The 17734-nt window shown below is 33.5% G+C and carries 17 protein-coding genes, 5 tRNA genes and 1 other annotated feature; of the genes, 2 read left to right on the top strand and 20 right to left on the bottom strand.

What is annotated here, in order from left to right; all coding sequences use genetic code 11:
- Positions 1–90: 90 nt before the first annotated feature.
- The 8 genes from FC64_RS04440 to FC64_RS04405 form a co-directional block, all read right to left on the bottom strand.
- Complete coding sequence (locus FC64_RS04440; RefSeq protein WP_057906734.1) at positions 91–1443, bottom strand: MFS transporter; 1353 nt, start codon at positions 1441–1443, stop codon at positions 91–93.
- Between the two features lie 229 nt (positions 1444–1672).
- Entirely contained in the window at positions 1673–1939 is a 267-nt protein-coding gene (locus tag FC64_RS04435) for a GlsB/YeaQ/YmgE family stress response membrane protein (RefSeq protein ID WP_057906733.1), read from the bottom strand.
- Positions 1940–2179: 240 nt separating this feature from the next.
- A complete protein-coding gene (locus FC64_RS04430) occupies positions 2180–2440 on the bottom strand; it encodes a GlsB/YeaQ/YmgE family stress response membrane protein (RefSeq protein ID WP_057906732.1) in 261 nt (86 codons plus the stop codon).
- A gap of 477 nt (positions 2441–2917) precedes the next feature.
- Positions 2918–4132: a tyrosine-type recombinase/integrase gene (locus tag FC64_RS04425; protein ID WP_057906731.1), complete on the bottom strand. Its 1215-nt coding sequence runs from the start codon at positions 4130–4132 to the stop codon at positions 2918–2920.
- Between the two features lie 29 nt (positions 4133–4161).
- Positions 4162–4353: a helix-turn-helix transcriptional regulator gene (locus FC64_RS04420; protein ID WP_057906730.1), complete on the bottom strand. Its 192-nt coding sequence runs from the start codon at positions 4351–4353 to the stop codon at positions 4162–4164.
- On the bottom strand, positions 4353–5681 hold the full coding sequence (locus FC64_RS04415; protein WP_057906729.1) for a Rep family protein: 1329 nt from the start codon (positions 5679–5681) through the stop codon (positions 4353–4355). The genes FC64_RS04420 and FC64_RS04415 overlap by 1 nt, the downstream gene beginning before the upstream one ends.
- 279 nt (positions 5682–5960) lie before the next feature.
- The gene (locus FC64_RS04410) at positions 5961–6608 is read right to left on the bottom strand and encodes a hypothetical protein (protein WP_057906728.1); all 648 of its coding nucleotides are present in this window, start codon (positions 6606–6608) and stop codon (positions 5961–5963) included.
- Positions 6601–6990: a hypothetical protein gene (locus FC64_RS04405; RefSeq protein ID WP_057906727.1), complete on the bottom strand. Its 390-nt coding sequence runs from the start codon at positions 6988–6990 to the stop codon at positions 6601–6603. The genes FC64_RS04410 and FC64_RS04405 overlap by 8 nt, the downstream gene beginning before the upstream one ends.
- 173 nt (positions 6991–7163) lie before the next feature.
- Here FC64_RS04405 and FC64_RS04400 point away from each other — a divergent pair, with 173 nt between their 5' ends.
- Positions 7164–8153 (top strand): hypothetical protein, encoded by a 990-nt coding sequence (locus FC64_RS04400; RefSeq protein WP_057906726.1) that lies wholly within the window; start codon positions 7164–7166, stop codon positions 8151–8153.
- Between the two features lie 44 nt (positions 8154–8197).
- Here FC64_RS04400 and FC64_RS04395 read toward each other — a convergent pair whose 3' ends face one another.
- The 3 genes from FC64_RS04395 to FC64_RS04385 all read right to left on the bottom strand — a co-directional run bounded on the left by FC64_RS04395 (position 8198) and on the right by FC64_RS04385 (position 9901).
- Positions 8198–8752, bottom strand: coding sequence for a hypothetical protein (locus FC64_RS04395; protein WP_057906725.1), 555 nt, complete (start codon positions 8750–8752; stop codon positions 8198–8200).
- Between the two features lie 53 nt (positions 8753–8805).
- Positions 8806–9378, bottom strand: coding sequence for a hypothetical protein (locus tag FC64_RS04390; protein ID WP_057906724.1), 573 nt, complete (start codon positions 9376–9378; stop codon positions 8806–8808).
- Positions 9379–9592: 214 nt separating this feature from the next.
- Positions 9593–9901, bottom strand: a complete 309-nt coding sequence (locus tag FC64_RS04385; RefSeq protein WP_057906723.1) for a hypothetical protein — start codon at positions 9899–9901, stop codon at positions 9593–9595.
- Positions 9902–10071: 170 nt separating this feature from the next.
- Here FC64_RS04385 and FC64_RS04380 point away from each other — a divergent pair, with 170 nt between their 5' ends.
- Positions 10072–10410 (top strand): helix-turn-helix domain-containing protein, encoded by a 339-nt coding sequence (locus tag FC64_RS04380; protein WP_057906722.1) that lies wholly within the window; start codon positions 10072–10074, stop codon positions 10408–10410.
- Positions 10411–10668: 258 nt separating this feature from the next.
- Here FC64_RS04380 and FC64_RS04375 read toward each other — a convergent pair.
- From FC64_RS04375 to FC64_RS04335, 9 genes are all read right to left on the bottom strand, one after another.
- Positions 10669–10752: transfer RNA gene (locus FC64_RS04375), tRNA-Leu, on the bottom strand.
- Between the two features lie 46 nt (positions 10753–10798).
- Positions 10799–11086 (bottom strand): hypothetical protein, encoded by a 288-nt coding sequence (locus FC64_RS04370; RefSeq protein WP_057906721.1) that lies wholly within the window; start codon positions 11084–11086, stop codon positions 10799–10801.
- Between the two features lie 6 nt (positions 11087–11092).
- A complete protein-coding gene (locus FC64_RS04365) occupies positions 11093–11860 on the bottom strand; it encodes an alpha/beta hydrolase (protein ID WP_057906720.1) in 768 nt (255 codons plus the stop codon).
- A 193-nt stretch (positions 11861–12053) separates the two neighbouring features.
- Entirely contained in the window at positions 12054–14465 is a 2412-nt protein-coding gene (leuS, locus tag FC64_RS04360; protein WP_057906719.1) for a leucine--tRNA ligase, read from the bottom strand.
- Positions 14466–14527: 62 nt separating this feature from the next.
- Positions 14528–14728 (bottom strand) — a binding site (T-box leader).
- Between the two features lie 43 nt (positions 14729–14771).
- Positions 14772–17195 (bottom strand): muramidase family protein, encoded by a 2424-nt coding sequence (locus FC64_RS04355; RefSeq protein ID WP_057906718.1) that lies wholly within the window; start codon positions 17193–17195, stop codon positions 14772–14774.
- Positions 17196–17384: 189 nt separating this feature from the next.
- Positions 17385–17459, bottom strand: a tRNA-Asp gene (locus FC64_RS04350).
- Between the two features lie 4 nt (positions 17460–17463).
- Positions 17464–17537 (bottom strand) — tRNA-Met (locus FC64_RS04345).
- Positions 17538–17562: 25 nt separating this feature from the next.
- Positions 17563–17634 (bottom strand) — tRNA-Glu (locus FC64_RS04340).
- Positions 17635–17645: 11 nt separating this feature from the next.
- A tRNA-Ser gene (locus FC64_RS04335) sits at positions 17646–17733 on the bottom strand.
- Position 17734: the final 1 nt, after the last annotated feature.

Here is a 17734-nt window from a genome sequence, read left to right as displayed (position 1 = left end):
AAAAACACCCCAAAATTTTAGATTTATTTTGTCCAAAATTTGGGGTGCATATCAAAAAAAAAGTACTCTTTTTATTTGTTAAATGCCATATTAATTTTCTTCACTACTATTTTCCATCGAATGATTATATTTTTTCTTAAAGAATGTTAAGAGTAAAATTGCTCCAATTACATATAAAACAGCGGCAATATAATATCCATGAGCATATCCTGCCATTGTCTTTAAAAGATAGAACTGTGTGAATAACCCATTGATAATTCCGACTCCCGCACTAATTAAGGTTAACAATGAACTAAAAGCTGGTCTCAGGTCTTTATCAACAAAAATCATCTGTAATTCTTGTTGAATCGGCATTGAAGCATTCGCAATTCCTGATCTTAAAAACAAAATAGTTCCAATTACAACTGCTAGCACAGCTCCCGTACCAAATGAACGTCCATTAGCCATTAATATCATTAATGGGATACATGCCAATGTAGTACTTGCAATCGAAACGATCGCTCCCAATTTCTTTTCTAGAAAAGGCGCAACCATGTAACCAATAAACATTGATGCCGTTTGAAGCGTGTTAATTGTCGCTGTAACTCCTCTATCAATATGTAGATAGTTATTTAAATAAATTGGGAAGTATGGCGTTATCAATGATGCTCCAAATTGAATTAACGACAAATAAACAATCCACATAATAATTGTTTTATTGCTTAAAATTTGCTTTATATTTCGAAAACTATCTAATTTACTTTCAGGAGTATCCACATCTGTATCACGATAATCTCCTGGTTTTTCTTTTAAGAAGAATGTAATAAAAAACGCAATTACATTGAACAAAACAGCAACTAAAATAACCAAACGATATGCTTGAGTATAATTTGCCAAAATTGTTCCATGCATTGAATTTTGATTTCCTGATAAGTGCGAAGCCGTCAAATAGGTAAGATGCTGAAGTTTTGCAAAAAACCATACCACCATCTTGCCACCCAAAAATGTTAAAATTGACTGAGTTATTAAGTTCGTGCTCATTACCGTTGTAAAAAGTTTTGTTCGAATCTTACGTGGTACATATACCGTAAACATTAGCGGATATACCATATCATAAATCCCAATGCTTACTGATGAAATAATGTAAGCAATGATGATAATTGCTTGATTATGTGTAATAATTGTTGCAACTAGTGATATTATCGTGACTGGGGGAGCAATTAATAAAATCTTTTTATATCCCCAACGATGAATTGATAAAATAACAGCTGCTAATAAAATTGAAGATACAGCTGAATAAATATTCAATCCTGTAACTAAATTAGGCGCAACAATATCGTAGTAGGATAACATTGCATTGTTTGTAATCCCTGTTACAGCTCCTAAAAGACCATAAATAATAATATAAGTAAAACAATTCCACTTACATCTTTGATCCCATTGGACTGATTGCGAATTGACCATAATGCATTCTTCTTTCTAAAAAATAGATTAATTAATTTATTTATATTCTAATTTAATTTTAATTATTTTGCAATGATCAAAATAGTATTCGCCAATGTAGATTGTTAATTTAGTGTTTTTAAATTAATTTATTTTTAATAATAAAAGAAATTATATAAAAATAACGATTACAATCTAATGCAATCGTCTTTGCCCTTAAACATTTACTAGCTATTCGAACCGTTTTAAGCTATTTTAAAAACTTCTTTTTCTTATTCAACGTAATTAATACAACCGCAATAATGGTAAATCCAGCGGCACCAATTATTGAAGGAAAAATCGCCAAACCATCAACTTGCCAGCCCCAAGTTCCTAAAAAAGCTTCGCCTAGTGCTGATCCTAAGAGTCCGGATATTAGTGTAATAATCCAGAAACTATTTTTTTCAGACTGAGTTATAAAACCGGCAGTTAATCCAAAAAATAAACCGATAACAACTACCCAAATCCAATATAACATGTTGGTGTCCTCCTTCATTTAAGGGCACTTTAATTATATCAAATCCTGTAATTCAGTTCTATTTAGCTGAATCAATCCTTTATTCAGCTAACTTACATAGTTTATTAATATCATGTTAAACAACATCTTAATATGACTTATCTAATATATTTTTCAATAAATCATTCTGCCTAATAAAAAGAAGATAGTTAAAACTATCTTCTTTTGTACCCCATTATCTTAAAACGTCAAATACTAAGTCTAATCGTAATTCTTTCTAATAAGGCTAAGTAATGAACTAACTACAAAAACTATTAATGTAGCTCCAATTATAGAAGGAAAGATGGCCATTCCTGCTAATTTCCAACCCCAAGTTCCAAAAAGATATTCACCCAAAACAGAACCTAACAAGCCAGAAACAATTGTAATAACCCAGTTCATTGAACCACCCCGTCTAGTGATCCATCCAGCAATTACGCCGATGAGTGCGCCGACGATTATAATCCAAATCCACTGTAACATATCATTATCCTCCTTTATGGGGTAATCATATTATATCAACACTATTTAGGTAATACAATTCATAGCTTTCTTTATCATTAGCTTCAACAATGATTTGTCAGTTTAATCAATAGCCAGGAAACATTTAATTTAATATTACGATATAAATTAAAAATGCCATGATTGAGGCATTCAGATATAACAACTACTGCAAAAATCTATGCAGACTTAATCGATGAATACAAACAAAAATCTGATAATAGAACTACTAACCAATTGTAATCCATTTTGTAAAAAACATGCACCAAAATATTAATAACATACTAAAACATCTGATTTATAAAAAATAAAAACGCCTAAAAATAGGCGTTTTCATGATTTAAATAAAAGATATTATTTAATAATTCTGCCACTGGCAAGAATCAAAGCGTTTAACATCTTTACCTGTTATATTAACGTTCTTAACCGCTTATTACTTTTCTGTGTGTCATTTGTGTGTCAATGCTTTATCCACAATTTCATCATCCGCGAATTAAGATCCTTATCCACATGAACGTAAGTCCTCATAAATTCATTGAGAGTATGTCCTAACCTATCAGCAGCCCATGAATAGTTCATGCCATTCATACTAGCCAATTTAGTAGCAACCGTATGTCTTAATGAATACATTGACCATTTCTTTCCATTAGGATTAATTTCAATTTTTCTACCAAGTTTTTTTAACATTTCATTCAAACTTGTTTGAGTTATCGGATATCCTAATTGACATTTTTGATAATCTGACATGTTTAGAAAAATAAAATCATTAGTATTCGCTATTTGTTCTTTTTCTAAATATTTTTTTTGTACTTCTTCAAATTTTTTCAAATATAAGTACAAATCACCAGAAATAGGTAATGTTTTTCGCTTTTCTCTTCTTTTTCTTGCTTTTAAATGTCCATTTAATGCTTTATTTACATCACTCCATGCATCTGAAATTTCAAATACATACGCACCTGAATCTTTTCTAAGGTTGTCCCAACGCAAAGCTTGAATTTCTTGTGGTCTCATTCCCGTTTCGATATCTACCCAAATTGCTAATCTTGAAGAGCTTTTTCCCAATCCATATTTATCAATTTGTTGTCTAATTTCATCTATCAAACTATTAATTTCATCCTGACTTAAAATATACCGTTCAATAGACAAGGAAATTTCATCATCTCTAAAAAATACTTCTAATGCCCGAAGTGGGATAGGATTCTTAGCGTAAATCGTCCCCTCGTATTTTTTGAAAAACGCCCTCAAATGATTTAATACTTTAGCAACTACCGAAGAAGAATTAACTATGACCTTTCTATCACTTGCAAATTTTCTAATGAACTTTCTTATTTCTGTTTGATTTACATCTTTCATTCGGACATTTGAAAGATATTCATTTACAACCCGACATGAGTACTGCCAAGCCTGATAAGTTTTCTTTCCCCACCTGCCTTGTTTGAATTGTTCTGTAACATACTTTTTGAAACAATTACTACAATACTCATTAGCTATAGAAAAATCATATCCGTTTTGAATTTTTAACCACATGCGATTTTCAATTCTCATAGCTTCTTTTTTTGTTTGTGCGTATTCTATTGGAATTGAAATTCTTTTGTGCGTAACTTGATCTCTAGGTTGTATTCTAACCTTATATTGACCCTTATGAATACCATTATTAACTTTACTTATTGTCATTAATAACCTCCTGGGTCCAATAGACTTTCTTATGATACATCATTTTTATTCAAATTATCAAAAATCCATTGTGTAACTTCCCTATATACATAATACTTACGTCCTCTATTCCCTAATTGATGATAAGGCAATCCCGCTTCTAATAATTCATATAGATAACTTTTACTAATTTTTAACTTATTGACTAATTGTTTTGCATTTAAAATTTCTTTACCAAACACTATTTTTCTCCTAACTTTAATCCAATATTTTTATCAATGTTTTTTTCAAAATCGTGCAGTTTTTCGAGTACTTTGGGTATGATTTTATTTATTTTTTCTTTATAATTTTTATCGTCTTTAATATATGAGATGTAATTTTCAAAATTACTTTGTTCCATATAATACGGTATTTCACGTACAAATTTTCCGCTTCCTGGAGCTGGAATTTTTTCTGCTTTATACCCTTTATATTTCATTAAGGAAATTTTATCTTTTTCAACACACAATGTCATTGTTATTCTTCTATCTAACTGTTCAAATCCATCAACAGTCGGTCGTATGCTTTCATCATTTTGATAATACCGCGCTGGATTATATGGAGAAGTAATAATTATTAAATCTGCCAAAATTTTCTTATCATGATAGCGTGATGGAGCATTAACATCAAAACGATTATTATCCAACATTTTCAGTAAATCAGAATAAGAAATCTTATCTGGTCGAAATTCATCTAAAATGACACAGTGCTCACCATTGTAATCTTGGAAATAGTCTTTATCACTACCGCTCATATAATATGCACTTTTCATTACATTTTCAGCAATCATCTTTGCTAATACAGTTTTTCCTGTGCCTCCATGGCCACTAATCCAAACCACCGATTTAGATTTATTATTTTCCGAACGATTTTTAAACCATTCATCCGATTCAATCTCAAATTTTGTACTTTTAACAGCATCTAACTGTCTTAAAAACCTTGGTAGCATTAAAGGATTAGCTTCCAACACCTTGCGCTTAGCTTCAATTTCTGAAATTTTTCCTGCCAAATAGTTATTAAGAACTTCTTTAATAAATTCTTTATCTGATTTCTTATTTGTTACCCTTACCCTTTGCTGAAGCTTTTTAATGTATTTAGGGTAATCAAAGTTTGCTTTCACTTTTTCTGGTGAATATTGATATTTCTTCTCAGCCCCCTGTGTTTGATGAATTAAATAAGCATATCCATTTTCAATCCCGTGTCGCTTATATTTTTTAATCATTGATTCAAGGCGTTCAGAAGAATCATCAAGTGCTTTCGCAATTTTATTAACTGACCTCTGCTTATCAAGTTCCAGCATTACATGTACGTGGGGCTTAATGGCATTTCCATCTTTATCAGAATCTTTATCATGAATAATAAGTGCGTATCTTTTGATTTCAGGTACATTTTTAATTCTTTTAATTAACACACTGATTTTTTTATCAATAGATTGATCTTTTGCTAATGGAAGCTTATCGAGTTGTTGCACATACATGTACGCATTAGATCGAATTGCTTTATTGTTTTTTTTAATCATTTTATTTTTCATATCATGTCTTTCCTTTCTTTATAAGAAATTTTATTAAATTATGCATTATTCACACTTCTTCAAAACAAGCCCGAAGAAGTGTGATATAAGTATTTTTAATAAATTTATGCAATTTAAGATTATTTTTTTATTTACTTCACCTCTTTATGCTAAAAACAGCGAGCTATAACGCCTAATTGGCAACCTCATATCACTACGTCTTGTTAAAAAATAAATATGAATACTAGTCACTCTTTTTTCTATTATTCATATTTATTTTTTAACTCGTGGCGTTACCAATTAGGCGTCATACCTTGTGTTATAGCAAATATAAAGCTCAAAAGCTACTAAAACTGGATTACATCGATTAGCACGATCTTCGAACGCTTCTATAACATAATCAAAATACTGAGTATCTTTAAATAACTCTTCTAATGCAACATGAATTTCCCTAACTGTTTTTGGACTATTTGACTTAGGCAATTCCTCTTTCAAAAACTTCAAAAATTTTCTTTTTGTTGAAGAAGCAGTAATAACTTCTCTTGCATGTTGTAATGGGACCTCTACGTAATGATATCCATTCTCAGTAATCATTTTTTTCCAAAACTCTAAATTTTTTTGATTTTGAGATTCTTCAGTTTGAAATTCAAGTATTATATTTTTACAATCTTCCTCAAATTCCTGCTTTTCTTTGTTAAAAGATGCTATTTTTTCATTAAGCATTTGAGTCTTATTTTCTAAATCACTTTTCTTGTGTTCAAATTGTTCTCGTTGCTCAGCAAATTCATCTTTTTTTTGATAATATTCTTTAACTCGTTTTAAAACCCCTTTATCCCCAACCCTGTTTTGGTATGAATCGATTAAAATTCCAATAATCATACCTCCAATAATTATTATTGCAACAATTATTTCACATTTTTCAAATGCACTCAAAAAAGCATTAATCATTAATATCATCTTCTTTCAGTGATTGGACACTGTCTGCACGATAATAAAAATTAATTGATGAACTATTTTTATTTTGAACAATGATTCGAATACATTCTAAATTAACGAAATTAATTTTATCTCCGACATCAAAGCCATACTGTAGTTTTTTAACTTTTACTCGAATTGGTTGATGTTTCCATTTTTTACCGTTTTCATCAATCTCATTTTGATATACATATAACGACATTCCTACTTCCTTTCCATTTTGATAATTTTTTTCAACAAAAGGGCTTGCGATAATCGCTGGCAAATCAGGATTAAACCCTTGAACCAAACAATTTGATTTGGCATACCCTCTTTTATAATAATTTCTGTTATTTTCTAACAAATTAAATGACATATTAAATCATTCCCTTCTAAATTAGATTTCTTAGTACATTTTTATTATTACTTATACTTCATCAAAAAATATCATGAAAATTTTATTACTATATTTTTTGATAAAAATGCAACATTTTCAAATTATAAATTGGTACTATTTAAGTTAAGTTTAAAAGAAAGTGAGTCATAAAAATGAACCTCCCATATTACTATGATAAGTTTATTGATGCACACCATTTAAATACCCCATGGACAAATCAATTTGAACAAGATTATCGCAAACAAAATCATAACGAGTTTAACAAGCTCTCAAAATTTGACATTTCAAAAATGCAAGCACTATACAACCCTCAACAGTTAAAAGATGATTCTCTAGTTCAATATGAATCAGTATATATGATTGCAGTTGATCTAGGAGTAAATCATAAAAAGATATCTAAAGCGTTGAAAACCGATAAATTTAAAGAAATAGATAAATTCAGCAAAAAATTTTATCCACCATATGATTTACGTTATAATATCGTGACACAAAAAGAACAATTTGAACGTTTCAATAGAACATGTATCGATGAAAATATGCTAAAGACAAAAATCCTCATAATATTACTGGAAAATTTAAATAAAGTATTTAATAACAGAAAGTTTAAACTAAGAAATGAACAGAATAATATTTTACAAAATTATCCATCTAAATTTACAAATATTGTTTACGATGCGCTTGTTACTCTCCCACCTAACCTAGTAGCATATAGAATTAAAAAAAATATACTTAGGTTTCTTGAATCTACAGATAAACAAAGTAAAATTTTATTATCTCAAATCAACAACACAAAAATTAATTTGGATAATCTATATAATTTTTGTGAAAATATCGATTCTTTGAATTTGATACCTAATGGAAAACAGTGTGTAAAAGATGTTATTTTATTGACATTATTTGCTAACTTCAATAATTCAAATAAGATATTAGGGAAATCACAAAACATTGAATATTATAGAGTTGATGTTAAGTATGATTTACTAATCTTTTTTGAAAAAAATAATAGCAATATTACTAAAAATGAATTGGAAAATATTAAAAGATTAAAGTCAAACATTGATTTGCTAATACAATCTGGAGATTTAAATAAAGATGACTTAAAATTAATTTGGATGTTATCCTACCCTCCATATGAAATTTAAAAACTAATAAACAAAAAAAGGTATCTATAAGATACCTTTTTTATTTAGTTATTTTTCTTATCAAAGTCAAGCTTTTGATTGGTGTTTGTTACAAGCTTATAATTGAATCCACCTTTCTCGTCATAGCAATCATATCCTACATACTTTGTTCCATTAACAGTTACAGTCGTATTTGGATTTGTTAATTTATATTTGAAATATGTAGGACTATAAATTGTTTCACTTTTACTATTTGATGCAACATTATACTTAAATGGAATATCGTTTATAAAGACTGACAACATCGAATTAGCATCATTTGGTATGAATTTTTCATCGTGCTTAAGTGAAAGTTGTTTAGCCATTGATAAAGCTTGCTTGTTAGATAATCCATTGAAATTGGAAAGAGGATCAGAAAGCCCAACCGAACTAACAACTTTGTTTCCTTTGATAAATAAAAATTCTTCAACATTATTTTTAGAATTTATAACATACCAAACTTGTCCGGTTTTAGTATTACTTGCTTTGTAAACGCCATTTGAAGAACTACACCCTGCTAAAAATAACGGAATACATACAACCATTAATAACGGAATTAAAATTTTTTTTATTTTTTTCATTCTAAAAACTTCCTTTTATTATTACTTTATTTCGATTATTATCTTACTTTTATTTAATTGTTTGCCTGGTTCTTATCAAAGCCAAGCTTTTGGTTAGTGTTTGTCACTAGCTTATAATTAAGTCCCGCTTCTTCATCGTAGCAGTCATATCCTACATACTTTGTTCCGTTAACAGTTACTGTCGTATTGGGATTTGTTAATTTGTATTTAAAATATGTTGGACTGTAAATTGTTTCACTTTTGTCACTTTTATTAACAGAGTACTTAAAAGGTATGTCGTCTGTACAGTCTGCTTGAGTTACATTTGTATCACCATTTAATAGGGAGTTTCCTACTTTTTCAGCATCCGAAGATACGATTTTTTTAATTTTAGATGAAGCAGTTGTGAAAGTTAATCCATTAAAGGAAGCAAGCGGTTCAGAAAGACCGGCGGCATAAGATAAATTATCTTTTTTTATAAATAAAATAGCTTTAACTTTCTTGTTTGAGTTTATAACATACCAAACTTGACCAGCATTAGAATCGCTTGTTTTGTAAACACCATTTGAAGAACTACAGCCTGCCAAAAATAATGGAATACATACAATCATTAATAATGGAATTAAAAATTTTTTTAATTTTTTCATGATAAGACTCCCTCTATTTTACAAAAAAACTTGAGACCATCAATCTCAAGTCTTAACTATCAAAATAAATTTTTATTATTTATTTTTTCATATATAACCCAGTTAGGTCTGGAATTGATAATACATTTATAATAACTAAATCTACCATTGATAAATTTAAATATCTATAGAATTCACTACATCAATCACTTAAATTAATTTTACCTATGTAATATTATCCGAGATTACTATTTACTTCTCTCCATGGTGAAATACCTTTTTTATACTCAATAACACCATTCTCGGGATCTGTTGCATTTAAATAACGCTCTGCATCGGATAACTGATCAAAATATAATTTACCTGTATCAACAGATTCATAAGTAAAATGATTATTAATACCATCTACTCCTGTAAGAAACCTAATCTGGCCAGTTACTGGGTCAATAAGTTTAATTCGATATTTTACCCTCTTAAATATTAATTTATAAACCCAATAAAAAATTCCTACTAAAATAAGAACTGTTAATAGTGAACTTAACAATTTATCAACCCTACTTCCTTTTACATAAAATTCTTAACAGTAAAGATTGTATCACTTTTTGATTAAAATATTAATAATTATCCAAAAATTATTATTTTATTACATAGTAACCAAATGTGAATATCTCTATGATTTAGCTATAAACTACGTTGTTGGAGATATAAATTCATATGTATGAGAATCTAAATATTGGAAATGAAATCAGATATTTTCGAATCAAACGAAACTTGTCACAAGAAAAATTAGCTGAAAAAAGTAATCTTTCACTCAACTTCATTTCAAAATTAGAAACAGGTCGAATTAGTAATATTAGTCTCAATAAATTATTAAATATATGCAACGCATTAAATATACCCTTAGGGAAACTTGTTGGAGATGATATTGCAAAATCTTTTTCTGAATTGCCACCATCAACAATTGAATTAATAAAAGTAATGAGCAAATTAAATTACAGTAAGCTAGAACAAATTTCGAGGGATTTAATTCCATTAATTAAGGATTTTGATTAAAAATAAGAATATGACTTGTTAGTTATCCATATTCTCAACTTAATAAAAAAGACAAGAACTTATAGTTCTTGTCTTTGTCTATTGAACCCCTAATCTAAAATCTCTGCGACACATACGACTGACACACGCATCTTTTTTCTACTCTCTTTATGTGTCAACCATGTGTCAATAATCAAAACAACTGTTTTTTACTAACAAAAAACAAATCAACAAAACGCAATCTATCAACATTTACATTCTGATAAAAACACTTAATTATGCCACTGGCAGGAGTCGAACCTGTACTGGGAAACCCCAACAGCGACCTGAACGCTGCGCGTCTGCCAATTCCGCCACAGTGGCAACAACAAGACTTATTTTACACTAAATCCCGTCTAAAATTCAAGAATTATTTTTTCTTGTGTAATAAACTTATAGCTGTTCCATATCCATGAAGTACGATATATTTTGGACCGACAGATACCCGAACAACTTGTGGTTCAAAACGGACGTTAATAATCCCGTCAGCATTTTTAGCAACTGCCTTTTCAATTAATTTCATTTCAACTTGTTCATACAAATCATCAAAATCGTCAACCCGTTCAAGCTCATCAGCGTGAAGCTCTTCCTTAACCGTTGCATTTACAATCCCATGAATTGCGTATCCCTGATTTAATCCACCTGTTGATAAAAACATTGTTTGTTATTCCTCTCTATTCGATTTAATAAATTCATTCACAATCTTCAGCACTTCCTGTCGGCTTTCGCCATCAAGCAAATGTCCAGCACCTTCAATCAAACGCAATGTACTATTGGAATAGCCATTATCATACTTAATTGAAGCATGCGGATCAACCACTTGGTCAGCTGTTCCGTGGATAATACATACTGGTCCGCGGTATTCAGCTGCCGTTTCGTAAATTGGCAATGTTTGTGCGATTCGCAAGTAAAATCCACCTAAATCATAATTATCTTTCAGATGTTGCTTATCTGGGATATGCTGCGGATCATAAATCAACCCCTGCGTGTGCCCCGCAAGCGCATCCGTCTTTAAGGTCGCTGCGGGAGCCATTAAAACTAATTTATTGATATATTCATGATAATACCCCGCCAACATACTTGCCACAACTCCTCCTTGGGAATGCCCCAACAAGTAAATATGCTTAACTTGCGACATTTGACGAACATAGTCTAAAATTGCTCGGCCGTCACTGACTTCATTCATTACTGTCATATCCGTAAAATTACCATCACTTTGACCATGACCGTTAAAGTCAAATCGAACTGATGCAATTCCCATTTCTTTCAGCATCTTTGCTAATTGATAATGCAAATTACCTGGATTATCACGACCACAGTTTCCAGTAAAGCCATGCATCAAAATAGCCATATCATAATTATCTTTTCCTTCGGGAATTTCCAAAACTCCTCGAAGCATCAGTCCATCACGTTGAACTTGCACATTTGTCATTTGTGCCATCTCCTTATTTTCATTGTACATGAAAAAGGAAAATGTGACAAAACGCTAAAACAAGCGTAGTGGAAACAGAAAAGCAAACAAATCGCAGAGTATAGATTTGCCACTCAGCTCGTTTATTGGAGAACCTGATTATGCAGAAATATCAAAAAAGGCTGTGACATAATAAGTCGCAGCCTTTTTTTCTTTAATTTGCAACGATATTAACTAACTTACCCGGAACAACAATTACTTTCCGGACCGTTTTTCCTTCAAGTTCAGCCTTGATTTTTTCATCGCTCATTGCTAATTCTTGAATTTCATCCTTTGATGCATCCTTCGCAACAACCAGGTGTTGACGTTTTTTACCGTTGATTTGAATTACAATTTCAACATTCTTTTCTACCAACTTGCTTTCATCGTATGTTGGCCATTCTGCATAGGTGATTGTTCCAACATGTCCAAGCTTCGTCCATAATTCTTCGGCAATATGCGGCATTACCGGCGCAATCAACTTCACAAAGCCTTCCATGTATTCAAGTGGAAGAATGTCAGCCTTGTAGCATTCGTTAACAAAGACCATCAATTGTGAGATTGCGGTATTGAAATGCAAGTCTTCAAAATCTTCCGTAACTTTCTTGACGGTTTGGTTATAGATTTTATCTAACTTGCCGTCATTGGCCGTCGATACCCGATCACGTAATTTATCATCTTCATCGATCAATAAGTTCCAGATTCGGTTAACAAACTTGTAAGCTCCATTTAGGCCGTCTTCTGTCCATGGCTTTGAAGCTTCCAACGGGCCCATAAACATTTCGTAAACCCGTAATGTATCGGCCCCGTATTTTTCAACGATGTCATCTGGGTTGATAACGTTTCCCTTCGACTTCGACATCTTTTCATGATTTTCTCCAAGAATCATCCCTTGGTTAACTAATTTTTGGAATGGTTCCTTTGTTGGAACAACGCCTAAGTCATAAAGGAATTTGTGCCAGAACCGAGCATACAGTAAGTGAAGAACTGCGTGTTCAGCCCCACCAATGTAAAGGTCAACCGGCATCCATTCTTTTAACTTGTTGTAATCAGCCAAGGCTTCCTTGTTATGCGGATCAACGTAACGCAAGAAGTACCATGAACTCCCAGCCCATTGTGGCATTGTATTTGTTTCACGCCGGCCTTTCCGTCCATTTTCATCAACTACGTTTACCCAATCATCAAGGTTGGCTAACGGACTTTCACCTGTTCCTGACGGTTTGATATTATCTGTCTTTGGAAGTTCCAATGGTAATTGGTCTTCTGGAACAAGCGTTGTTTCGCCATCTTCCCAGTGAATAACTGGAATTGGTTCACCCCAGTACCGTTGCCGTGAGAATAACCAGTCACGCAACCGGTAGTTGACCTTCTTGTGACCAACGCCGTGTTCTTCTAACCAGTCAAACATCTTATCAATAGCTTCTTGCTTATCCATTCCGTTCAAGAAGCCAGAATTGATGTGTTTACCTTCACCAGTATAGGCTTCCTTTTCAATGTCGCCGCCTTCGATAACCGGCTTGATTGGCAACCCAAATTTCTTAGCAAATTCATAATCACGATCATCGTGCGCTGGAACAACCATGATTGCTCCAGTTCCGTATGATGACAAAACATAATCAGCAATCCAAATTTGAATCTTTTCGCCGTTTACCGGGTTGATTGCGTAGCTTCCGGTAAAGACCCCGGTCTTCGTCTTCGCAAGATCTGTCCGTTCCAAATCTGACTTGTGAGAAACTTCTTCAATATACTTGTCAACAACATCTTTTTGGGCAACAGTTGTTAACTTCTTAACTAAGTCATGTTCAGGCGCTAAAACAAGAACTGAAACGCCGTAAATCGTATCTGGACGCGTTGTGAAAACTTCAATTTGTTGATCTTGACCATCAACCTTAAAGTTCACTGCAGCTCCTACTGACCGGCCGATCCAATTCCGTTGTTGTTCCTTGATTGCTTCTGGCCAGTCTAAGTCATCTAAATCATCGATCAAGCGATCAGCGTAAGCAGTGATCTTCAACATCCACTGTTTCATTGGTTTCCGCACAACTGGGAATCCGCCCCGCTTAGTCTTGCCATCAACGATTTCTTCATTTGCGACCACTGTTCCTAAATCTGGTGACCAGTTAACCGGAACTTCCGCTTCATATGCTAAACCTTTCTTGTAAAGTTGTTCAAAGATCCATTGGGTCCACTTATAGTATGACGGATCACTTGTATTAACTTCCCGGTCCCAATCGTATGAAAGCCCAAGTGACTTGATTTGACGCCGGAAGTTGTTAATATTCTTTTGCGTAAATTCACGTGGAGAATGTCCGGTCTTTAATGCATATTGTTCAGCTGGTAAGCCGAATGCATCCCACCCCATTGGATGAAGAACATTATATCCTTGCATCCGCTTCATCCGTGAAAGAATATCCGTTGCTGTGTATCCTTCTGGGTGACCAACATGCAATCCTTGACCTGATGGATAAGGGAACATATCCATTGCGTAATATTTTTTCTTGTTTGGATCTTCCGTTGTCTTGAACGTTTTGTGTTCATCCCAGTAACGTTGCCATTTCTTTTCAATCTTCTTGTGATCGTATGCCATCGTTTTGCTCCTTCATTTCAAAATTTAATTTAACGTAAAAAGTCCTATCCAAGCTTTCACTTGGATAGGACGAATGATCGCGGTACCACCTATCTTCCGATTTAATCGGCTCTCAATAAGATAACGGCTTACCACCGCTTCAACCTACTTGATTCAGTCAAAGACTCAAAGGCGAGTTCGATAATGCCTAGCTAAACATTCACACCGCCATGTTCTCTCTGAAAACCTGGCCATCATCTACTATTCCTTATCTGCGTTAAATGTTAAAGTAATTTTATCATATCACCGGCTGTATTTCAATTCAGATTACCGGAGTTTCAACTGTTGCCCTGCATAAATTAAATCTGAACTCAAATTATTTAATGATTTTAATTGGTTAACGGTCGTCCCATTTGCAGATGCAATCTTCCATAATGAATCACCCGACTTGACCGTATACGTTGCTGAAACCGTCGAAGTTGTTGAAGTTGATTTTGCAGAAGAAACCTTCAATGTTTGGCCAACGTAAATTGTATCGTTACTCAAATCATTCTTTTGTTTCAATTGAGCAACCGTCATATCATTAGCGTTCGCAATTGACCACAGTGTATCACCTGACTTGACCGTGTACGTGCCATTCGATGTAGATAACTGTGTAGAAGCGGTTGATTGACTGTGTGAGCTTGTTGAAGATGCTTGCCCTAGCGATAACACTTGGCCAACGTAAATCGTGTCAGAACTTAAATGATTGTTCTGCTTCAACGCATTCACCGTTGTATCATGGTCGTTTGCAATCCCCCACAAAGTATCACCGGCCTTAACTGTATATGTTCCTGCATTTTGATTGGACTGGTTAGCTTGCGAATTTGATTGGCTCGGTTGTGAGTTTATTTGCCCTTCTTTGATTCGCAATTGTTGACCAACGTAAATTGTATTAGTTGTTAAGTTATTCATTTGCTTTAAGTGATCAACCGTCAAATCATTGCCCATCGCAATTTTCCACAGTGAATCGCCCGCTTTAACCGTATAGAAGTCACTTGAATTTGATTGACTTGGTTTGTGAGTTGTTGATTGCTGCGTTAATTTTAAAACCTGACCAACGTAAATCGTATCCGATGTTAAATCGTTAATTTGTTTCAAATTATTAACCGTTGTATCATGCGTGTTTGCAATTTCCCATAAAGTATCGCCAGACTGCACTGTATACGTATCAGCTGCTGATGCTGACGTTTGATTCGATGACGAAACGGATTGTTGCTTTAATTTCAAGACCTGACCAACATAGATCGTATCCGATGTTAAATCGTTAATTTGTTTCAAATTATTAACCGTTGTATCATGCGTGTTTGCAATTCCCCATAAAGTATCGCCAGACTGCACTGTATACGTGTCAGCTGCTGATGCTGATGTTTGATTCGATGATGAAGCAGATTGTTGCTTTAATTTCAAAACCTGACCAACATAGATTACGTTTGAAGATAAATTATTGATTTGTTTTAAATTATTAACGGTCGTGCCATATGTTTGAGAAATCCCCCACAACGAATCCCCCGCTTTAACCGTGTATGTATCTGGAATTTGATTTCCATTCCCAGCTGAAATTTGACTTTCATGCTGACTGCTATTGGCTGCATTTGAATTTTGCTGGTTTTGATTAGTTGATGAAGTTCCTGTATATACATCATACCGAGTTAAGCCATAATTACTGATCATCCGGTCAAGCAAATTTGCATAGTTAGGGTCTGTTGCATAAGATCCATATACTCCATATTTCAGATTAGCCGCTGCAATTTGTGGCGTAGCGGCATTTGCTCGGGTTGAATTTGGAAAATTATTCTTAATCAATTGAGCATAGCCGGTTAATGAGTCGTAATAACTATTATAACTTTGAAATTTAGCATAAATCGTATGCCATTGGCCGCCATAATATTCTTGGGTCGGCATCGTGACATAATTGCCCGTTCCATTCCACTTTACGCCGAATAAATTGTGTCCTTCAGTACTTAAAGCGCTATTTCCCCAGCCGCTTTCTAATGCTGCCTGGGCAATCATTACAGAAGCATAAATTCCATTTTCTTGGGCAACTTGTTGGGCAACTGGTCCAATCGTATTCAAAAATGATTGAACGTTTTCTGGGTATGAAGAAATTTCAGCAGCCCATTGCTTTTTCAAATCTTGTTCAGATGGTCCTGTTTGAACAGCTAAATTTTGCTTTTCAGATTTAATGGAGGTTTGTGAACTTGATGATTCAGCCTTTGAACTTAAAGAGCTTGCTACTGAACTTACCGTTGATGAACTTTCATCCGTTTTACTTTGCCCATGTTGCAAAGAAGATGTGTTTGATATTGAAGACACACTCGAACTTTTAACGTTTGAACTGCTTTGATTTAAGCTTTCACTTTGAGATGAAGTATTCTTCTCCACGTTTAAACTCGTACTTGAACTCGACGAGTAAGCAACTTCTTGAGTAATTCGTGATCCTGCCGCAATCGACGAGGATTGCACTGAACTTGAAGTTGATGATTGTGAACCTGATTGAGCGACTTTGCTCGTATTCGATGATGTTCCATTTGTTTTATCAATATGAACAGCTGTATCTGCTTGAACTTTATCTTTGTTTCCAACTAACAAACCAACCGTTCCAACTATTAATGAGGTTCCTAAAGCGGTTGTCGCTTTTTTAACCTTTTGAATTTTTTTCAAATGATGTAATTCTCTTTGACTTGAAATTCGATCTCTTCTCTTTTTCATTTTCGTACCTCAAACTAAAATTTATATTTTACTTTATATCGTAAAATTCTTATAAAATCAAAGAAAAATCATCATTTAAAATAAATCTTATACAATTCATTAACTCTTCCCTTTTGATTATTTTTAGCTTACGGTTTAAGAAAATTAAAAAAAAAGCATCGCCGAAGCGATGCGTAATTATAAGTCACACGGTTCGTACGGGACTCGAACCCGTGATCTCCTGCGTGACAGGCAGGCGTCCTAAACCAACTAGACCAACGAACCATAATTGCGGGAGCAGGATTTGAACCTACGACCTTCGGGTTATGAGCCCGACGAGCTACCAGACTGCTCCATCCCGCGATAAGGAATATGTATAAGAAAGAAATGACCCGTACGGGATTTGAACCCATGTTACCGCCGTGAAAGGGCGGTGTCTTAACCACTTGACCAACGGGTCATATTGGCTTACGGAGAAGGGGGGATTCGAACCCCCGCGCCGTATTACCGACCTACGCCCTTAGCAAGGGTGCCTCTTCAGCCACTTGAGTACTTCTCCA

Origin of the sequence: Ligilactobacillus araffinosus DSM 20653, from assembly GCF_001435375.1 — a bacterium.
Taxonomy (GTDB): Bacteria; Bacillota; Bacilli; order Lactobacillales; family Lactobacillaceae; genus Ligilactobacillus; species Ligilactobacillus araffinosus.
Note: the sequence above shows the minus strand (reverse complement) of the source record. Positions and strands in the feature narration are given on the sequence as shown.